Raw genomic sequence first — 15,621 nt, 5'->3', positions numbered from 1 at the left:
AGCAAAAGAAACTTTGTTAATTTGGGTCTGTGCCGGTTTCAGCGCCCGTGCCCCAGGGTCGGAAAGTTTTTTGCTTCTTTTTTTCAAAAAAGAAGCCCTTCCTTTACCTAGTGTATCCCCACATTGCGCCGGTTGCCTCGCATCCCCACTATAACCGTCATGACGGTTGCCGAACCCGCCCTGCGCCAGCCTGCCCGGATCTTCGGATCGGAGTCCGCCTCGCTTGGCGAGTGACGTTTCGCATCCCGTCGCCCTGCGCGACTGCCCATACTGCGGCCTGATCTCGACGGTGCCGCACAATGTGCGCGGTGTCGCGGCCAGCTGCCCGCAATGCACCAGCGGTCTCGGGCGCATCTGGCACCCCGACATGCGCATCCCGCGCGGCTGGGCGCTTGCCGCCGGCTTGTTTTACGTATTCGCGCTGGTCGGCCCGTTCGTGCAGATCTCGATCTATGGCCGATTGCAACTCGCGGATATCGCGACCGGTCCGCTGCAACTCTCGGTCCAGGGGTTCGATCTGGTCGGGCTGCTGGTGTTGGCGGTTACCATCATTTTTCCAGGGATCAAGCTGGGCATCCTGCTGCTCACCCTGTTCGGCATCCGCCTGCAGCACCCGCCGACCCGCTTTCTCAAGGCGATCTTCCGCTGGTATCCGGTGATCGGGCCGTGGGCGATGGTCGATGTCTATCTGCTCGGCTTCCTGGTCGCCTATACGCGCCTGACCGCGATGGCGACCGTGCATCTCGACCTGTCGCTGTTCGCCCTGGTCGGCCTGATGATCTCGATGGCCGCACTCGATGGCTCGCTCGATACCGGCGCCGTCTGGAATGCGCTCGATACCGGCCCCACGCCACGCCCGATCGATGCCGGTCACTGTGGCGGCCATCTGATCGGCTGCCATTGTTGTTTCCTGATCAACCGCGCCGAACCAGGCATGGCATGCACGCGGTGCGACACGGTCCTGCGCGACCGCAAGCCCGACAGCATCGCCCGCAGCTGGGCCTTCGTGATCGCGGCGATGGCACTTTACGTTCCGGCCAATCTCTTTCCGGTGATGCTGATCACCCAGCTGGCCCGCACCACGCCCTTCACCATCATGGGCGGCATCGTGGAATTGTTCGCGGCCGGCCTCTGGCCGCTCGGCCTGCTCGTGCTGCTCGCGAGCATCGCCATCCCGCTGATCAAGCTGTTGTCGATGGCCTGCATGCTGATCGAGGCGCAGCGCCCGAGCGGGCGGCATCTGCTCGGCCTGACGCGAACCTATCGTTTTGTCGATTTCATCGGCCGCTGGTCGATGATCGATGTTTTCATGATCTCGATCCTGGTCGCACTGTTGAGGTTCGGCCAGTTTGCCAACGTGCGGGCCTCAACCGGTGCTGCGTGCTTCGCGGGCGTCGTGGTGCTGACCATGTTCGCCGTCGAGGCATTCGACCCACGCCTGATGTGGGACGGAGCTGATCATACCGCACCGGCATCCAAACCCGACCGCACGCTGATCGCGGAGTCCTCATGACCGAACCGCCCGCTCTGAAGCCGGCCCAGCTGAAACGCAAACGCTTCTCCTTCGTCTGGCTGGTGCCGCTGATCGCGATCGGGATTGCGGCCTATCTCGGCTTGCGCACGCTAGCCCAGCAAGGCCCGCTGCTGACCTTGCAATTCGATACCGCGCAGGGCCTGGTCGCCGGACAGACCCAGGTCAAATACAAGGCAATGACGCTGGGTACGCTCGAAACCATCGATCTCAGCCGTAACAATCGCCACGTCATCGCGCATGTGCGGATGAACAATATCGGCGCGCGCTTCCTGACCAGCCATGCGCGGTTCTGGGTGGTGCGGCCGCATTTCTCGTTCAAGGACCCATCCGGCCTTGATACGCTGGTGTCCGGCGCGTTCATCGGCGTCGATCCCGGTGCACCGGGCGGCAAGCCGCAATCGCATTTCGTCGGCCTCGAACAACCGCCGGGCGTCCGCTCGGATGTCGCCGGCCGTACCTTCGTGCTGCGCGCCAAGGATATCGGCTCGCTCAACACCGGCTCACCGGTGTTCTACCGCGACGTTCAGGTGGGCGAGGTGCTCGGCTATGATCTGGGCAACGGCCTCGGCCCGGCGAAAATCAGGATTTTCGTGCGCGCGCCGTTCGACAATCTGGTCAAGCCGGCAAGTCTGTTCTGGAACTCGTCCGGCATCACCGCGGGCATTATCGGCGGCGCGTTTCATATCGAGGTACAGTCCATTCAGGCGTTGGTGACCGGCGGCGTCACCTTCGCGCTGCCACCACGTGCCGACAACGACAAACCCAGCCCCAGCGAAGCGGTGTTCCCGCTCTACCCGACCCACGAAGCCGCCGAGACCGCAGGCTATCAGACGCAATTGCCGGTCGTTTCGTACTTCACATCCTCGGTCAGCGGCCTGACCGAGGGCGCGCCGGTGATGTTTCTCGGCATACAGGTCGGCGTGGTCTCCAAGCTGAAACTCGTGGTCGATCTGCACTCCGCACTCATCCGGGCCAAGGTCGAAATGCGCCTGCAGCCCGGCCGGATTTTTCCAAATCCGCAGGCGCTGCAATCGATCAACGAAATCACCGAATTCCAGAAACTGGTCGATCGGGGCATGCGCGTCGAAATCGCGACCGGCAACATCGTCACCGGCCAGAAGATCATTGCCTTCACCATGGTGCCGCACGCCAAACCGGCCTCAGTCACGCATGAGCACAATATGATGGTGCTGCCCAGCCAGCCCGGCGGGCTCGACGCCATCATGCAATCGCTCGCCAGCGTTTCAGCCAAGCTCGACAAACTGCCAATCCAGCAGATCGGCGATAACATGAACAAACTGATCGTCACCGCCAACCGCACGCTGGAGCATGCGCCGATCGACCATACCCTGAACGCGGTATCGCAGACTGCGCAATCGACCAATCAACTGCTGAAATCGCTGAACCGCAGCTATGGCCCCGATTCCGATTTCGAGATCAACCTCGAACGGTTGATCAGCCAGAGCAACCAGACCCTGCAATCGGTCCAGCAATTGACCAACTACCTGTCGCAGCACCCGCAAGCGGTTCTGTTCGGAAGGAGCAAGCGTTGATGCCGACCCGCCGCACCACCCTGATTGCCGGCGCCGCCGCCCTCTGCGCCCCGCTGGCCGGGTGCGGCACCGCCGTCGTCACACAATATTACCGCATCGCGCCAATCCCAGGCGCCGTCGATCGCACGGTGCACGCCAATATCGCCCTGCGGCCGATCATCATCCCGTCCTATCTGAACCAGAGCGGCCTGCCCAAACCCAGCAGCCGCACCAGCTTCGCCACCTTCGATGACAATCAATGGGCCGGCTCCCTCACCGACCTGCTGCGCACCAGCATGGTCCAGAACCTGGCCCAGCGCCTGCCCGACGCCACCGTGATCGGCGGCGGCGGCGCCATCGACCTGCCCGATAGCCTGATCATCGAAATCAACATCCTGACCTTCGACCCCGATGCTACCGGCCAAATCACCCTCGAGGCCGATGTCTCGGTCAAACCCCAAACCAGCCAACACCGCCAAACCCGCCTCATCCACCTGCGCTCGCCCACCAACGGCACTACGCCCACCCAAATCGCCGCCGCCATGTCCGCAGTGTGGGGCGACTTCGCCACCCAGATCGCCACCCTCCTGGCCCCGGGCCACGCGTGATAACCTGATGCTTGCCGTCTTGGGGGGCGCTTTGGGTGAGCAAGGCGGGGGGCTTTGCCCCCTCGACCCCCACTAAGGGCGGAGCCCTTAGAACCCGCTAGTTTTAGGTAAGGGGAGGGCGACACAGGCCAGATCGGCGAAAAGTCCGAGGCAGCGCCCTCCCCTTACCTAAAACTAATGGATTTTAAAGGCTCCGCCTTTAACGGGGTCCAGGGGCAGAGCCCCTGGCCTTGCTTGCCCAAAGCGCCCCCAAAACGGCAGGCATCGGGTTATCACGCGGAGGCCAAGGATCGGGCGTGTTGGAGGTCGGCGACGAAGGCGGTGTAGGCGGTTTGTTGGGTGGCGGGATCGGGCAGGCGCAGCAGGTAGGCGGGGTGGGTTGTGACGAAGCCGGCCTGGCCGTCGAAACTGATCGGGCCGCGGTTGCGCAGCAGCGGCAGGGGCTGGCCGGTGAGGGCGAGCAGCGCGGTTGCGCCGAGGGCCACGACCAGTTTGGGCTGCACGAAGCCGAGTTCCTGCATCAGCCACCAGCGGTAATGTTTCACTTCGCTCGTGGTGGGCGATGCGTGCAGCCGGCGTTTGCCGCGTTGCTGGTATTTGAAATGTTTGACCGCGTTGGTGAGGTAGGTGGTGGTGCGATCGATCCCGGCGGCGGCCAGGGCGCGATCGAGCATCTGCCCGGCCGGGCCGACGAAGGGGCGGCCGGCGATGTCTTCGGCGTCGCCCGGTTGTTCGCCGACCAGCATGATCGCCGCCCCGACCGGGCCTTCGCCGAGCACCGCGCGTGCTGAGCCCGGCACGAGGCCGGGGGCGGCGGCGATGATGCGGTTGAGATCGGCGAGGGATTGCGGGTTTTGCCTGGTCATGGCGGCGACCGCGCGCGTCGGGTCGCGATGGACCGGGGCGGTGGCTTCGCGCGCGACCATTTCGCGCAGCCGCTCCGGTGCGCCGCGCACGAGGGCGGGGATCAAGCGCGCTTCGGGCAAATTGTGCCAGTATTTGCCGGCCATTTCGCTGCGCATTGCGACCGTGTTGAGCCGCGCGGGATTGAAGATGCTTTCGTAATAGCTGCACCAGCCGGCCTCGAACGCGTCATCGGCCGGCAGGTGGTCCTTGCTGCCGGCGCCACCGATCGCGAGGCGTTCGGTATCCCAGAACAGCGAGCCGACCGGGGTGAGAATGGCCCAGATCATGCCGCGGAATCGTTCGACAAAGAATCCCGCCGTCGCTTCGACGATGTAATGATCCGGCTCGAACCAGGCGATGTAGCGCGCCGTGCCATCGGGCGCGATGGTTTCGCGGAACCGCACGAAGGCGTGCATTTTGTGCAGATCGCGGCGGATGGCTTTGCGCATCGTCTCCAGCCGGCGGACCAGCGGGTCGGCGGGGTTGGCAAGCAGGGCGGGCTCGCCGTGCCGCATCCGCCAGATCAGCCGATACAGCAGGGCGTAGCGTTCGGGATCACGATGGCAGACCACCGGCGTGATCATCGCGGCGAGTGCCCGCGGCAGCATGACCGGCGGCGCATCGCCGGTCAGCGTGCCGCCGAACAGATCGCCCGCATCCGGCGTGCCCCAGACCACGGCATCCGGCGCGACATCGGCGGCGAGCAGGCGCCGGACCGCCAGGCGAAACCCGTCCTGGTCGGCGCCGGCGGCGAGGGTGACGGCTGTGTTCAATCGAACAGGCTCGGTTGCACCGGCGGTGCGACCAGGCTTTGCCGCAGATCGGCGCGGTCGATCAGCCGGGTGGGGCGATGGTCGAGCGTGATCAGGAACGGTCGCAGCCGTTTCAGCCCGCTGGTCAGGCGGGCGATGTCATCGAGCCGCAGACGCATGTGCCGCCGTGCGGCGAGGATGCGATCCACCGCGCGCGTGCCCAGCCCCGGCACCCGCAACAGCATTTCGCGCGGCGCGGTGTTCACATCGACCGGAAACAGCGCGCGGTGTTTCAAGGCCCAGGCGAGTTTCGGGTCGATATCGAGGTCGAGCATGCCGTGATCGCCGCCGTCGGTGATTTCAGGCACGGTGAAGCCGTAATAGCGCAGCAGCCAATCCGCCTGATACAGCCGGTGCTCGCGCTGCAAGGGCGGCGATTTGGCGGGCAGGAATCGGCTCGCCTCGGGGATCGGGCTGAACGCGGAATAATAGACGCGCTTGAGGGCGTAGTTTTTGTAGAGCGATGCGCTCGTCGTCAGCACGATGTCGTCGGTCGCGGCATCGGCGCCGACGATCAACTGCGTGCTCTGCCCGGCCGGCGCGAAATGCCGGCGTTCCTCTTTTGCCTCGACGATGCGTTCGCGCATCTGCCCCATCGCGGTCTTGATGGTCGCGGTGTTCTTTTCGGGCGCGAGATCCTCGAGGCTTTTCTGCAGCGGCAGTTCGAGATTGATCGAGAGCCGGTCCGCGAACAGCCCGGCCTGTTCGATCAGCCAGGGATTGGCCTCGGGAATGGTTTTCAGATGGATGTAGCCGGCGAATCCATGCTCGTTGCGCAGGGTTTTCGCCACCAGCATCATCTGCTCCATCGTGTAATCGGGCGAGCGGATGATGCCGGACGAGAGGAACAACCCCTCGATATAATTGCGCTTGTAGAACCCGAGGGTGAGGGACACCACTTCCGCCACGGTGAAGCGGGCGCGCCTGGTGTTGGAGGAGCGGCGGTTGATGCAATAGGCGCAGTCGAACAGGCAGTAATTGGTCAGCAGGATCTTCAGCAGCGAAATGCAGCGGCCGTCGGGCGTGTAGGAGTGGCAGATGCCCGAGCCGGTGGTCGAACCGATGCCGGACTTTCCCGCGGCGCGTTTTTTACCGCCCGACGAGGCGCAGGACGCATCGTATTTCGCGGCATCGGTCAGGATCCGCAGTTTTGCGTCGAGCGCTTCATCCATCGAAACAACCACCAATCATTTGTTCACTATATGTTCGTAAAATGGCGGTTGCAAGAGGAGGGTGTCAGCCTGCGGGTTCCGCCCACTCGACAAGCGCGTGGCGTTTGGCCAAAACCACCGCAACGGATGGAGACCCCCTTTATGAGCCAAACCTATATCGATGCGGGTAGCATCAAAATCGCTGCACCGCTGCACCATTTCATCGCTTCCGAAGCATTGCCGGGCACCGGGCTGGAGCCGAGCGAATTCTGGCGCGGTTTCAGCGCGCTGATCGCCAAACACGCGCCGCGCAATGCCGAGCTGATGGCCGAGCGTGACCGTTTGCAGACCGCGATCGATCAGTGGCACCGTACCCACAAGGCGCAGCCGATCGATCAGGCGGCATATCAGGCGTTTCTGCGTGAAATCGGCTATCTGCAGCCCGAGCCTTCGACATTCGCGGTCAGCACCAGCATGGTCGATGCGGAAATCGCCACCATCGCCGGCCCGCAGCTGGTGGTGCCGGTGATGAACGCGCGCTACGCGCTGAATGCCGCCAACGCGCGCTGGGGCAGCCTGTACGATGCGCTTTATGGCACCGATGCGATCCCCGAGTCGGAGGGTCAGGAGCGGGGCAGGACCTACAACGAAAAGCGCGGTGCCGCCGTGGTTGCGCGCGCGCGGGCGTTTCTCGATGCGAATTTTCCGCTCTCGGTCGGCAGCCACAAGGAGGCGCGCGGCTATCACATCCATAACGGCCATCTCGCGGTCGTGCTCGAACGCGGGGAAACCGGCATCAAGCACGGCGCGCAATTCGCCGGCTACCGTGGCGATCCGGCAAAACCGACCGCGATCCTGCTGCGCAATCACAATCTGCACGTCGAAATCGTGATCGATCCGACCAACACGATCGGCAAGACCGATCCGGCCGGCATCGCCGATCTGGTGATCGAATCCGCCATCAGCTCGATCATGGACGCCGAGGACAGCGTTGCCGCGGTCGATGCCGAGGACAAGGTGGTGGTCTATCGCAACTGGCTCGGTCTGATGAACGGCACGCTCGAAGAGCAGGTCGAAAAAGGCGGCACGCGCTTCACCCGCCGCCTCGCCGCCGACCGGGTCTATACCGCGCCGGATGGCACCGAATTCACACTGCCTGGCCGCGTGCTGATGCTCATCCGCAATGTCGGGCATCATATCTACACCGACACCGTGCTCGATGCCGCCGGCAACCCGATCCCCGAGACCATGCTCGATCTCGTGGTGACCGCGCTGTGCGGGCTGCACGACCTCAAACGCACCGCGGGGCTGAAAAACTCGCGCGCGGGATCGATCTACATCGTCAAACCAAAGATGCACGGCGCCCACGAAGTCGCCTACGCCAATGCGCTGTTCGGCGCGGTGGAGACCCTGCTGCATCTGCCGGCGAACACGATCAAAATGGGCATCATGGACGAGGAACGCCGCACCTCGGCCAATCTCGCCGCCTGTATCGAGGCCGCACGGCACCGCATCTTTTTCATCAACACCGGCTTTCTCGACCGCACCGGCGATGAAATCCACACCTCGATCGAAGCGGGGCCAATGATCCGCAAGAACGAGATCAAAAACACGCCGTGGATCAAATCCTACGAGGATCGCAACGTCGATATCGGCATCGCCTGCGGCCTGCCCGGCCGCGCCCAGATCGGCAAGGGCATGTGGGCGGCGCCGGATGCGATGGCCGCGATGCTAGAGCAGAAAATCGGCCATCCGCGCGCCGGTGCGAACACCGCCTGGGTGCCATCGCCTACCGCGGCGACGCTGCATGCGCTGCACTACCACAAGGTCGATATCGCAGCCCGCCAGACCGAGCTGAAATCCCGCCCGATGGGTTCGCTGAACGATCTGCTGACGATCCCGCTGGCCGGCCGGCCGAACTGGCAACCGGACGATATTCAGCAGGAGCTCGACAACAACGCGCAGGGCATTCTCGGCTATGTGGTGCGCTGGATCGACCAGGGGATCGGCTGCTCGAAAGTGCCCGATATTCACAACGTGGCACTGATGGAAGACCGCGCGACCCTGCGGATTTCCGCCCAGCACATCGCCAACTGGCTGCACCACGGCATCGTTACTGAGGCGCAGGTGATGGCGACGATGAAGCGGATGGCCGCGGTCGTCGATGGTCAGAACGCCGGCGATCCGCTCTATAAGCCCATGGCACCGGGTTTCGACGGCATCGCGTTCCAGGCCGCCTGCGATCTGGTGTTCAAGGGCCGCACCCAGCCGAACGGCTATACCGAATTCATCCTGCATGACCGGCGCCGCGAGGCCAAAGCCGCCGCCTGACGCCGAGCGCATGATCACGGTGACGTGATTGGACGAATCGTAACATTTCCCCCCCCCTGATCGCTTGCCGATCAGGGGGGATGTCTGTGAATTTTGCTTTTGTGCTGGCTGGTATCATGATGATGCTGGCCATGGGCGGTTGTGCTTCATCGGGCGTATGCAAACCCAAGCCGGTTGCCCTGCTCGAGACCGCCTTTCCGAACAGCCCGATGCCGATCGTCCGCGCGCGGATGAACGGGTTGCCGGTGGATATCGTGATCGATACCGGTGGCGCGTTTTCCAGCGTGACACCGTCGGTCGCCACCGCGCTCAATCTGCCGGTCGAGGCCAGCAAATCGCTGCTGGTCGCCGGCGCGGGCGGGTCGACGTTCACCTCGGTCGCGACGGTGCGCGATTTTCAACTCGGTGCTGCGCGCGGCAGCAAGATCCTGCTGCCTGTGCTCGCGTTGTCGGACCACAAACTGCCCGATGGGCGGCATCTCGGCGGCCTGATCGGCAACGACATCCTGCGTTATTACGATATCTACATCGACCTGCCGGCGCAGCAGGTGTTTCTCGTCGATACGTTCGATTGCGGCACGATCGTGCCATGGAGCGGTGCACTACACCCTGTCGATTTCGGCAAGGCGGGCAATGGCGCACCGAAATTTCCGGTCACGCTGGATGGTCATCGCCTGACCGCGATTCTTGATACCGGTGCGGCCAGCAGTTTTCTGTCGGAATACCTGTTCCACGCCTCCGGCCTCGCTGCGGAGCATCCACAGATCGTGGGGGAGCGGAAATACAGCGGCGTCGGCAACCAGATCTTCATCGCAAAACTGTACCGCTTCAAGACGCTCATCTTCGGCGGGCTCGTCTGGCATCACCCGATCATTGCCGTCGGTGGCCATCTGGCACAGATCGACAATCGTCTGGTGATCGGCGACAATCTGATCGCCCATCACGAGATCTATATCTCGAACACGACCGATCAATTATTTGCAAGATAACGGATAAAAGTTTTTTGGTTCTTTTTTGCAAAAAAGAACCCTTCTTTTACAGAATAAACCGATCCCCGAGATAAACGCGCCGCACATCCGGATGCGCCACGACCTCATCCGGCAGACCCTCCATCAAAACCTGCCCGTCGTGCAGAATATAGGCCCGGTCGATCACTTCGAGCGTCTCGCGCACATTATGGTCGGTAATAACCACGCCAAGACCGCGGTCTTTCAACTGGGTCACCATGTCACGGATCTCGCCGACCGCGATGGGATCGATCCCGGCCAGCGGTTCGTCGAGCAGAATGTAGCTGGGGCCGGTGGCCAGCGCACGGGCGATTTCCACCCGGCGGCGCTCACCGCCCGACAGCGCAATGGCCGGGGTGCGCCGCAGGTGCAGAATGCTGAATTCCGCCAGCAATTCAGTCAGCATCGCATCGCGCCGGTCGCGGTCGTGCTCGACCACTTCCAGCGCCGCCATGATGTTCTGCTCAACCGTCAGGCCGCGAAACACGCTCGCCTCCTGCGGCAGGTAGCCAACCCCGAGGCGGGCGCGGCGATACATCGGCAAGGTCGAGATATCCGCGCCATCCAGCACGATCGAGCCGGTGTCCGGCTGGATCAGCCCGACGATCATGTAGAACGTCGTGGTCTTGCCCGCGCCGTTCGGCCCCAGCAGTCCCACCACCTCACCGCGCCGCAGCGTGACCGACACGTTGCGCACAACCGGGCGCTTGCGAAAACTCTTGCCAAGACCGGTCGCGACCAGTCCCGCGCCCGATGGCGTCGAAATCATGCCGGCCGGCTCGCGGTAGCCGCCCTCGCTGACGCGCGATTGCTCGTTCATGATCCCGGTTTCCGCGCAGATTGCGGCGACTTCGCGGCAGGCCCAGGGGCGGAATTCGGCAGCACCATGCCCTCGACGCGATGGCCCTTGGTCGCCATCAGGGTCGCGATACCGGTTTTCATGTTCACCTGACCGCGCTGCCCCGCCAATTCGTTCGGTCCACGCGTGATATGCACGTCACCTGTCAAAATCGCGATGCCGGTCGCCGGATGATACACGCCGTGCTCGCCGGTCGCGATGTCGGTCGCCGTCCGCACCACCACATGCCCGACCGCGACGACCTTGCGCAGCTTGCTCGCCTGATCGTCCGGATCGGACGATGGTTTCGCCGCGGCGACGCCCGGCGCCGCGGCCGCGATGAAATAGCCGGTCAGCGTATCCGCCGCGATCGATCGGTGGTCGTTCGTCACGATCAGCGCGTTGCCGATCGCGACGGCCTTGCGCGCCTGCGACCAATACTGGATCTGATCGCGCGCCGTCACCGTATCGGTCGGCGTCGTCAGCTTCAGGTGCTTGCCGGTCAGAACCAGTTCGTGCCGGTCCATGTGAAACACCGCCAGATCCCCGAACGCCTGATCGGTCGCGGTGAAAATATGCACATTGCCGACCGCATCGAGCTGCGTGATCTGCGACGAGCCGGAATCGAGCCCGCCCAGCCCGCCATCGGTCGCGGCGGGTTTGGTCGCGGGCGGCGTGGTGCCCGATTTCGGCTGATAATGCGCGACCAGTTGATCCGCCGTCACCGTCACCTTGCCGCGCACTGCCTGGGCGTTGCCCATCGCGGTCACGGTGTGCGCCGTCTGGTTCCAGGCGATGCCGTTGCTCGCAGTGATGTTGATCGGCACCGGCGTCGGGCCGGAGCCGCCGCCGAAGCCGAGGGATTGGGCCTGGGCGGCCAGGGGTGCTGCGCAGGTAAAAAAGAGAAGGAAGGAAGCACTTCTTTTTTTGGAAAAAAAGAAGCAAAAAAACTTTTCAACCATCAGTCCGTGCTGGTGCAACCGCCCATGGCCCAGATTAACAAAAGTTTTTTGCTGCTTTTTTACAAAAAAGCAGTCCTTGCCTTGCCTCACCGTCACGATCCGCCTCCAACGGCCGGAACCGCGACCTGATCAAGCACCACGTGCGAAGCGCCCTTGAACAGAATATCACTGCCATGATTGGTCGCAACGAAGCCGTCCTGCGCGTGCAGCGTGCCGAACGGCCCGAACGCCCTGACCGGATCGGAGCCCTTGGCCGAGCCGCCCTTGATATCGATCGCGGCGCGGCTGGTGTGCAGAACCGTGCCGTCCTGGCGGTACAGCGTCACCTTGCCGGCGAGGTCGAGCAACTGGCTGTTCTGGTGATACAGGCCGCGGCGCGCGTTCAGCATCAGCCAGTTGCCGGCTTTGGTGGTCAGATCGCCCTTCGGCGCCACCAGGTTCAGCCGGTCCTGCGTGACCTGGATGACCCGCCGCGCCGTGATGGTGAATTTCTCGCCCTGCGCATCCACGCCGCGATACCGCGCCGCGCTCATGCGCGAGAGCGGTGTGCCGGCCGCAACCGCCTGTTTCTTGTACGAAATCCGGCCGATCGCGGCGCCATTGCGCAGATTCGGAAACACGGCGAGCGCCGTGATCAGCACGGCGGCGACCGCCGGCAGCGTGTATTTGAAGATCGACACCGTGCGGCGGTGGCGCCTGAGCACGGCGCGCTGTTCTTCGCGCGTGCGGCTCAGCGCCGCCATGATCCCCTCGCTGGTCAACAGCGAGCCCGGTTTTTTGTCGCTGTGCGCATCGGCGGGGCCGCCAGCGCGTTCGGGTGCGATCGGCGGGGTCATGCTCACGCCACCCCGGCGCGCAGCAGGTCATGCATATGCACGATCCCGATCACGCGCCGCGCCGCATCGACCACGAACAGCGACATCACCTTGGGGTCCAGCGCCGTCATGTCGTGCAGCGCGTCCTCGGCGAGTGCCGCCGCATCGATCACGCGGGGTGTGCGCGTCATGATGGCATCCGCCCGCCGGTTCAGGAAATCCGGCCCCATGGCGCGGCGCATATCGCCATCGGTCACGATGCCGAGCAGCCTGCCCTCGGGATCGACGATGCCGAGGCAGCCGAAATGCTTTTCGGTGATCAGCAGGATCGCCCGGTCCATGGTGGTCTCGGGCCCGGCGAGCGGGATTGCGGCGCCGGTGTGCATCAGATCGCTCACCCGCTTGAGCCGGGCGCCGAGCTTGCCGCCGGGATGGAACGAGGAAAAATCCGCCGCGGTAAAGCCGCGCCGGCACAGCAGCGTCACCGCCAGCGCATCGCCCAGCGCCATCTGCATGGTCGTGCTGGTGGTCGGCGCCAGGCCGATCGGCCCGGCCTCCGGCGCGTTCGGCAGCAGCAGCACCTGTGTCGCCGCCCGTGCCAGCGTGCTGTCGGCGCGCCCGGTGATCGCAATCAGCGGCAGCGCGAACCGCCGGGCATGGGTCACGATGTCGGCAAGTTCCGCCGCTTCACCGGAATTGGACAGGGCCAGCACCACATCGCCTGGCACGATCATGCCGAGATCGCCATGGCTCGCCTCCGCCGGATGCACGAACAGGGCAGGGGTGCCGGTGGAGGCCAGGGTCGCCGCGATCTTGCGGGCGACATGGCCGGATTTGCCCATGCCGGTCACCACCACCCGGCCGCCCGCTTCGTGCAGCAGCGAAACCGTGGCCGAGAAGCCGCTACCCAGCGTGCCGGCCAGTGCTTTCAACGCATCCGCCTCGGTGCTCAGCACATCGCGCGCAACCGCGAGATCGTGCGTCACCGACGCCGATTCGTCATCGCCGCCCCCGGCCCTGCGGCCGATGCGGGGATGATCCAATGTCTGCCTCAGACTCATGATCCTGTATGGGACGATGGATCGCGTCGGGTCAACTCATCAGGGCGCAACCAAGTGTAATCGGCGGCGCGCTCACCGGTGGCTGAACAGGTCCGGGTCCTCGTAGCCCAGCAGATCGAGCCGGCCGCGCATCGGCAGGAAATCGTAACAGGCCTGGGCGATATCGCGCCGGTTTTCCCGTACCAGCAACGCATCGAGCTTCGCCCACAACGCGTGCAGATGCAGCACATCCGATGCGGCATAGGCGCATTGCTCGGCGGTCAGTTCGGGTGCGCCCCAATCGCTGGTCTGCTGCTGCTTGGACAGATCGACGCCGATCAGATCGCGGCACAGATCCTTCAGACCATGCCGGTCGGTATAGGTGCGGATCAGTTTCGAGGCGATCTTGGTGCAGATCACCGGTGCGGTCATCACGCCGAGCCCGTTGTAGAGGGCCGCGACATCGAACCGGGCGAAGTGAAAAATCTTGGTCACGTCCGGGTTGGTCAGCAGCGCCTTCAGGTTGGGGCAATCGGCCCCACGCCCGCCCATGGCAGGCGGGATGATCTGCACCAGATGCGCGGTCCCATCACCAGCCGAGAGCTGCACCAGACAAAGCCGGTCGCGCCGGGGATCAAGGCCCATGGTTTCGGTATCGATCGCGACCATCGGGCCGAACGTGATGCCATCCGGCAGGTCGTGGCGGTGGATGTGAATGGTCGCGCCGGCGGCAAACTGCGTCTGGCTCATGTGATTTTCCAACAATATGATGACGGACCGGCCTGTCGCCCCACGGAAATGGCCCACCCAAATGCCCAGGAGAAGACTCGAACTTCCACAGCCTTGCGGCCACAGGCACCTGAAGCCTGCGCGTCTACCATTTCGCCACCTGGGCAGGGGGCTTTCGAGCGCCGCGTCACGAGGCGGCAACCGATGAGCCGCGCTTTAGCGAAGCCGCCTGCGCCCGTCAATGCGCCTACCGCCGGGCAGTTGTCTTGCCGCGGGTGATCGTGCGACCATTTCCCGGAGCAACCCCAGGAGATTTCATGGCATCGCGCAAGATCGCAACGGTATTCGGCGCCTCCGGTTTTATCGGCCGCTACGTGGTCAAGCGCTTGGCTGACCAGGGCTATATGGTGCGTGCCGCGATGCGGAATACCGAGGCCGGCGCGTTTTTGCGACCGCTCGGCAGCGTCGGGCAGATCGTGCCGCTTTATGCCCCGCTCGATAACGAGGCGGCGGTTCGCCGTTCGGTCGAATCGGCCGATGCCGTGGTCAATCTGGTGGGGATTCTGGCCGAGCGGCGGCGCGGCGATTTCGAGCGCGTGCAGCACGCCGGCGCCGGCCTGATCGCGCGCCTCGCCGCCGCCGGCGGGGTTGCCCGGCTGATCCAGATCTCGGCGATCGGCGCCGATCCCGCCAGCGCCAGCCAGTACGCGCGCAGCAAGGGCGCCGGCGAAGCCGCGGTGCGCGCCGCATTTCCGACCGCGACGATCCTGCGCCCCTCGATCGTGTTCGGACCGGAGGATCAGTTTTTCAACCGGTTCGGCGCGATGGCCGCGATCGCGCCGGCTTTGCCGGTGATCGAAGGCAACACCCGGTTCCAGCCGGTCTATGTCGGCGATGTCGCGCAGGCGGTGATGGCGGCGCTCGCGCAGCCAGCAACGATGGGCCAGACCTACGAACTCGGCGGGCCCGACATCGAAACCTTCCGTGCGCTGATGGCCTACATCCTGCACGAGACCGGCCGGCATCGCGCGTTGATCGCGCTGCCCCGCTGGCTCGCTGTGCTGCAGGCGAGCGTGCTGGAACATCTGCCGGGCAAATTGCTCACGCGCGACCAATTATTGCTGCTGCGCCAGGACAACGTGGTCACGCCCGGCGCGCTGACGCTGGCGAACCTCGGCATCACGCCCACACCGATCCGCCTGATCGTGCCCGATTATCTGCGGCGCTACCGCGTCGGCGGCAAGGGAAAACCAGGCTGAATCCCAGATAGGTCCGATTTGGGACTTATTTGCACCGATTGGTCGCGATCGGCGCTGGGCGCAATGCAGAAAAACAAATAAATGTAACACCTATCCT

13 protein-coding genes and 1 tRNA gene are annotated in these 15,621 nt (G+C 64.1%); 6 read left to right on the top strand and 8 right to left on the bottom strand.

What is annotated here, in order from left to right:
• Window positions 1–223 precede the first annotated feature (223 nt).
• The 3 genes from AruPA_RS01330 to AruPA_RS01320 are packed head-to-tail and all read left to right on the top strand — an operon-like array spanning window position 224 to window position 3,674.
• Window positions 224–1,513, top strand: coding sequence for a paraquat-inducible protein A (locus AruPA_RS01330; RefSeq protein WP_265634396.1), 1,290 nt, complete (start codon window positions 224–226; stop codon window positions 1,511–1,513).
• Complete coding sequence (locus AruPA_RS01325; RefSeq protein WP_265634394.1) at window positions 1,510–3,087, top strand: intermembrane transport protein PqiB; 1,578 nt, start codon at window positions 1,510–1,512, stop codon at window positions 3,085–3,087. The genes AruPA_RS01330 and AruPA_RS01325 overlap by 4 nt, the downstream gene beginning before the upstream one ends.
• Window positions 3,087–3,674, top strand: coding sequence for a membrane integrity-associated transporter subunit PqiC (locus tag AruPA_RS01320; RefSeq protein WP_265634391.1), 588 nt, complete (start codon window positions 3,087–3,089; stop codon window positions 3,672–3,674). The genes AruPA_RS01325 and AruPA_RS01320 overlap by 1 nt, the downstream gene beginning before the upstream one ends.
• A gap of 272 nt (window positions 3,675–3,946) precedes the next feature.
• Here the strand turns inward: AruPA_RS01320 and AruPA_RS01315 are convergent, their stop codons facing one another.
• Both AruPA_RS01315 and AruPA_RS01310 read right to left on the bottom strand, forming a co-directional pair.
• The gene (locus AruPA_RS01315; protein WP_265634387.1) at window positions 3,947–5,353 is read right to left on the bottom strand and encodes a UdgX family uracil-DNA binding protein; all 1,407 of its coding nucleotides are present in this window, start codon (window positions 5,351–5,353) and stop codon (window positions 3,947–3,949) included.
• Window positions 5,350–6,564, bottom strand: a complete 1,215-nt coding sequence (locus AruPA_RS01310; protein WP_265634385.1) for a putative DNA modification/repair radical SAM protein — start codon at window positions 6,562–6,564, stop codon at window positions 5,350–5,352. Before AruPA_RS01310 ends, AruPA_RS01315 begins: the two co-directional genes overlap by 4 nt.
• Window positions 6,565–6,705: 141 nt before the next feature.
• On the opposite strand from AruPA_RS01310, the gene AruPA_RS01305 reads away from it, so the two are divergent.
• Both AruPA_RS01305 and AruPA_RS01300 read left to right on the top strand, forming a co-directional pair.
• Window positions 6,706–8,874: a malate synthase G gene (locus AruPA_RS01305; protein ID WP_265634382.1), complete on the top strand. Its 2,169-nt coding sequence runs from the start codon at window positions 6,706–6,708 to the stop codon at window positions 8,872–8,874.
• Window positions 8,875–8,990: 116 nt separating this feature from the next.
• Window positions 8,991–9,863: a retropepsin-like aspartic protease gene (locus tag AruPA_RS01300; protein ID WP_265634380.1), complete on the top strand. Its 873-nt coding sequence runs from the start codon at window positions 8,991–8,993 to the stop codon at window positions 9,861–9,863.
• 46 nt (window positions 9,864–9,909) lie between these two features.
• On the opposite strand, the gene lptB is transcribed toward AruPA_RS01300, so the two are convergent.
• The 6 genes from lptB to AruPA_RS01270 form a co-directional block, all read right to left on the bottom strand.
• Complete coding sequence (gene lptB, locus AruPA_RS01295; protein WP_265635114.1) at window positions 9,910–10,650, bottom strand: LPS export ABC transporter ATP-binding protein; 741 nt, start codon at window positions 10,648–10,650, stop codon at window positions 9,910–9,912.
• Between the two features lie 47 nt (window positions 10,651–10,697).
• Entirely contained in the window at window positions 10,698–11,681 is a 984-nt protein-coding gene (locus tag AruPA_RS01290) for an LptA/OstA family protein (RefSeq protein ID WP_265634378.1), read from the bottom strand.
• Between the two features lie 92 nt (window positions 11,682–11,773).
• Complete coding sequence (gene lptC / locus AruPA_RS01285; RefSeq protein ID WP_265634376.1) at window positions 11,774–12,517, bottom strand: LPS export ABC transporter periplasmic protein LptC; 744 nt, start codon at window positions 12,515–12,517, stop codon at window positions 11,774–11,776.
• A gap of 2 nt (window positions 12,518–12,519) precedes the next feature.
• On the bottom strand, window positions 12,520–13,557 hold the full coding sequence (locus tag AruPA_RS01280) for an SIS domain-containing protein (RefSeq protein ID WP_265634374.1): 1,038 nt from the start codon (window positions 13,555–13,557) through the stop codon (window positions 12,520–12,522).
• A 72-nt stretch (window positions 13,558–13,629) separates the two neighbouring features.
• Window positions 13,630–14,286 carry a ribonuclease D gene (locus AruPA_RS01275; protein WP_265634372.1) on the bottom strand — a complete coding sequence of 219 codons (657 nt, stop codon included), beginning with the start codon at window positions 14,284–14,286 and terminating at the stop codon, window positions 13,630–13,632.
• A 62-nt stretch (window positions 14,287–14,348) separates the two neighbouring features.
• Window positions 14,349–14,431: transfer RNA gene (locus AruPA_RS01270), tRNA-Leu, on the bottom strand.
• Between the two features lie 151 nt (window positions 14,432–14,582).
• Here AruPA_RS01270 and AruPA_RS01265 point away from each other — a divergent pair.
• Complete coding sequence (locus AruPA_RS01265; protein ID WP_265634370.1) at window positions 14,583–15,524, top strand: complex I NDUFA9 subunit family protein; 942 nt, start codon at window positions 14,583–14,585, stop codon at window positions 15,522–15,524.
• The last annotated feature ends 97 nt before the right edge of the window (window positions 15,525–15,621 follow it).

The sequence above is a fragment of the Acidiphilium sp. PA genome (genome assembly GCF_026191915.1).
Classification (GTDB): Bacteria; Pseudomonadota; Alphaproteobacteria; order Acetobacterales; family Acetobacteraceae; genus Acidiphilium.
Note: the sequence above shows the minus strand (reverse complement) of the source record. Positions and strands in the feature narration are given on the sequence as shown.

Excerpts from the sequence above, each read along its gene's own strand:
- AruPA_RS01280 (WP_265634374.1), bottom strand. The coding sequence starts at position 13,557 with ATGAGTCTGAGGCAGACATTGGATCATCCCCGCATCGGCCGCAGGGCC.
- AruPA_RS01300 (WP_265634380.1), top strand. The coding sequence starts at position 8,991 with ATGATGATGCTGGCCATGGGCGGTTGTGCTTCATCGGGCGTATGCAAA.
- lptB (WP_265635114.1), bottom strand. The coding sequence starts at position 10,650 with ATGATTTCGACGCCATCGGGCGCGGGACTGGTCGCGACCGGTCTTGGC.
- AruPA_RS01325 (WP_265634394.1), top strand. The coding sequence starts at position 1,510 with ATGACCGAACCGCCCGCTCTGAAGCCGGCCCAGCTGAAACGCAAACGC.
- AruPA_RS01275 (WP_265634372.1), bottom strand. The coding sequence starts at position 14,286 with ATGAGCCAGACGCAGTTTGCCGCCGGCGCGACCATTCACATCCACCGC.
- AruPA_RS01305 (WP_265634382.1), top strand. The coding sequence starts at position 6,706 with ATGAGCCAAACCTATATCGATGCGGGTAGCATCAAAATCGCTGCACCG.
- lptC (WP_265634376.1), bottom strand. The coding sequence starts at position 12,517 with ATGACCCCGCCGATCGCACCCGAACGCGCTGGCGGCCCCGCCGATGCG.
- AruPA_RS01265 (WP_265634370.1), top strand. The coding sequence starts at position 14,583 with ATGGCATCGCGCAAGATCGCAACGGTATTCGGCGCCTCCGGTTTTATC.
- AruPA_RS01310 (WP_265634385.1), bottom strand. The coding sequence starts at position 6,564 with ATGGATGAAGCGCTCGACGCAAAACTGCGGATCCTGACCGATGCCGCG.
- AruPA_RS01320 (WP_265634391.1), top strand. The coding sequence starts at position 3,087 with ATGCCGACCCGCCGCACCACCCTGATTGCCGGCGCCGCCGCCCTCTGC.
- AruPA_RS01290 (WP_265634378.1), bottom strand. The coding sequence starts at position 11,681 with ATGGTTGAAAAGTTTTTTTGCTTCTTTTTTTCCAAAAAAAGAAGTGCT.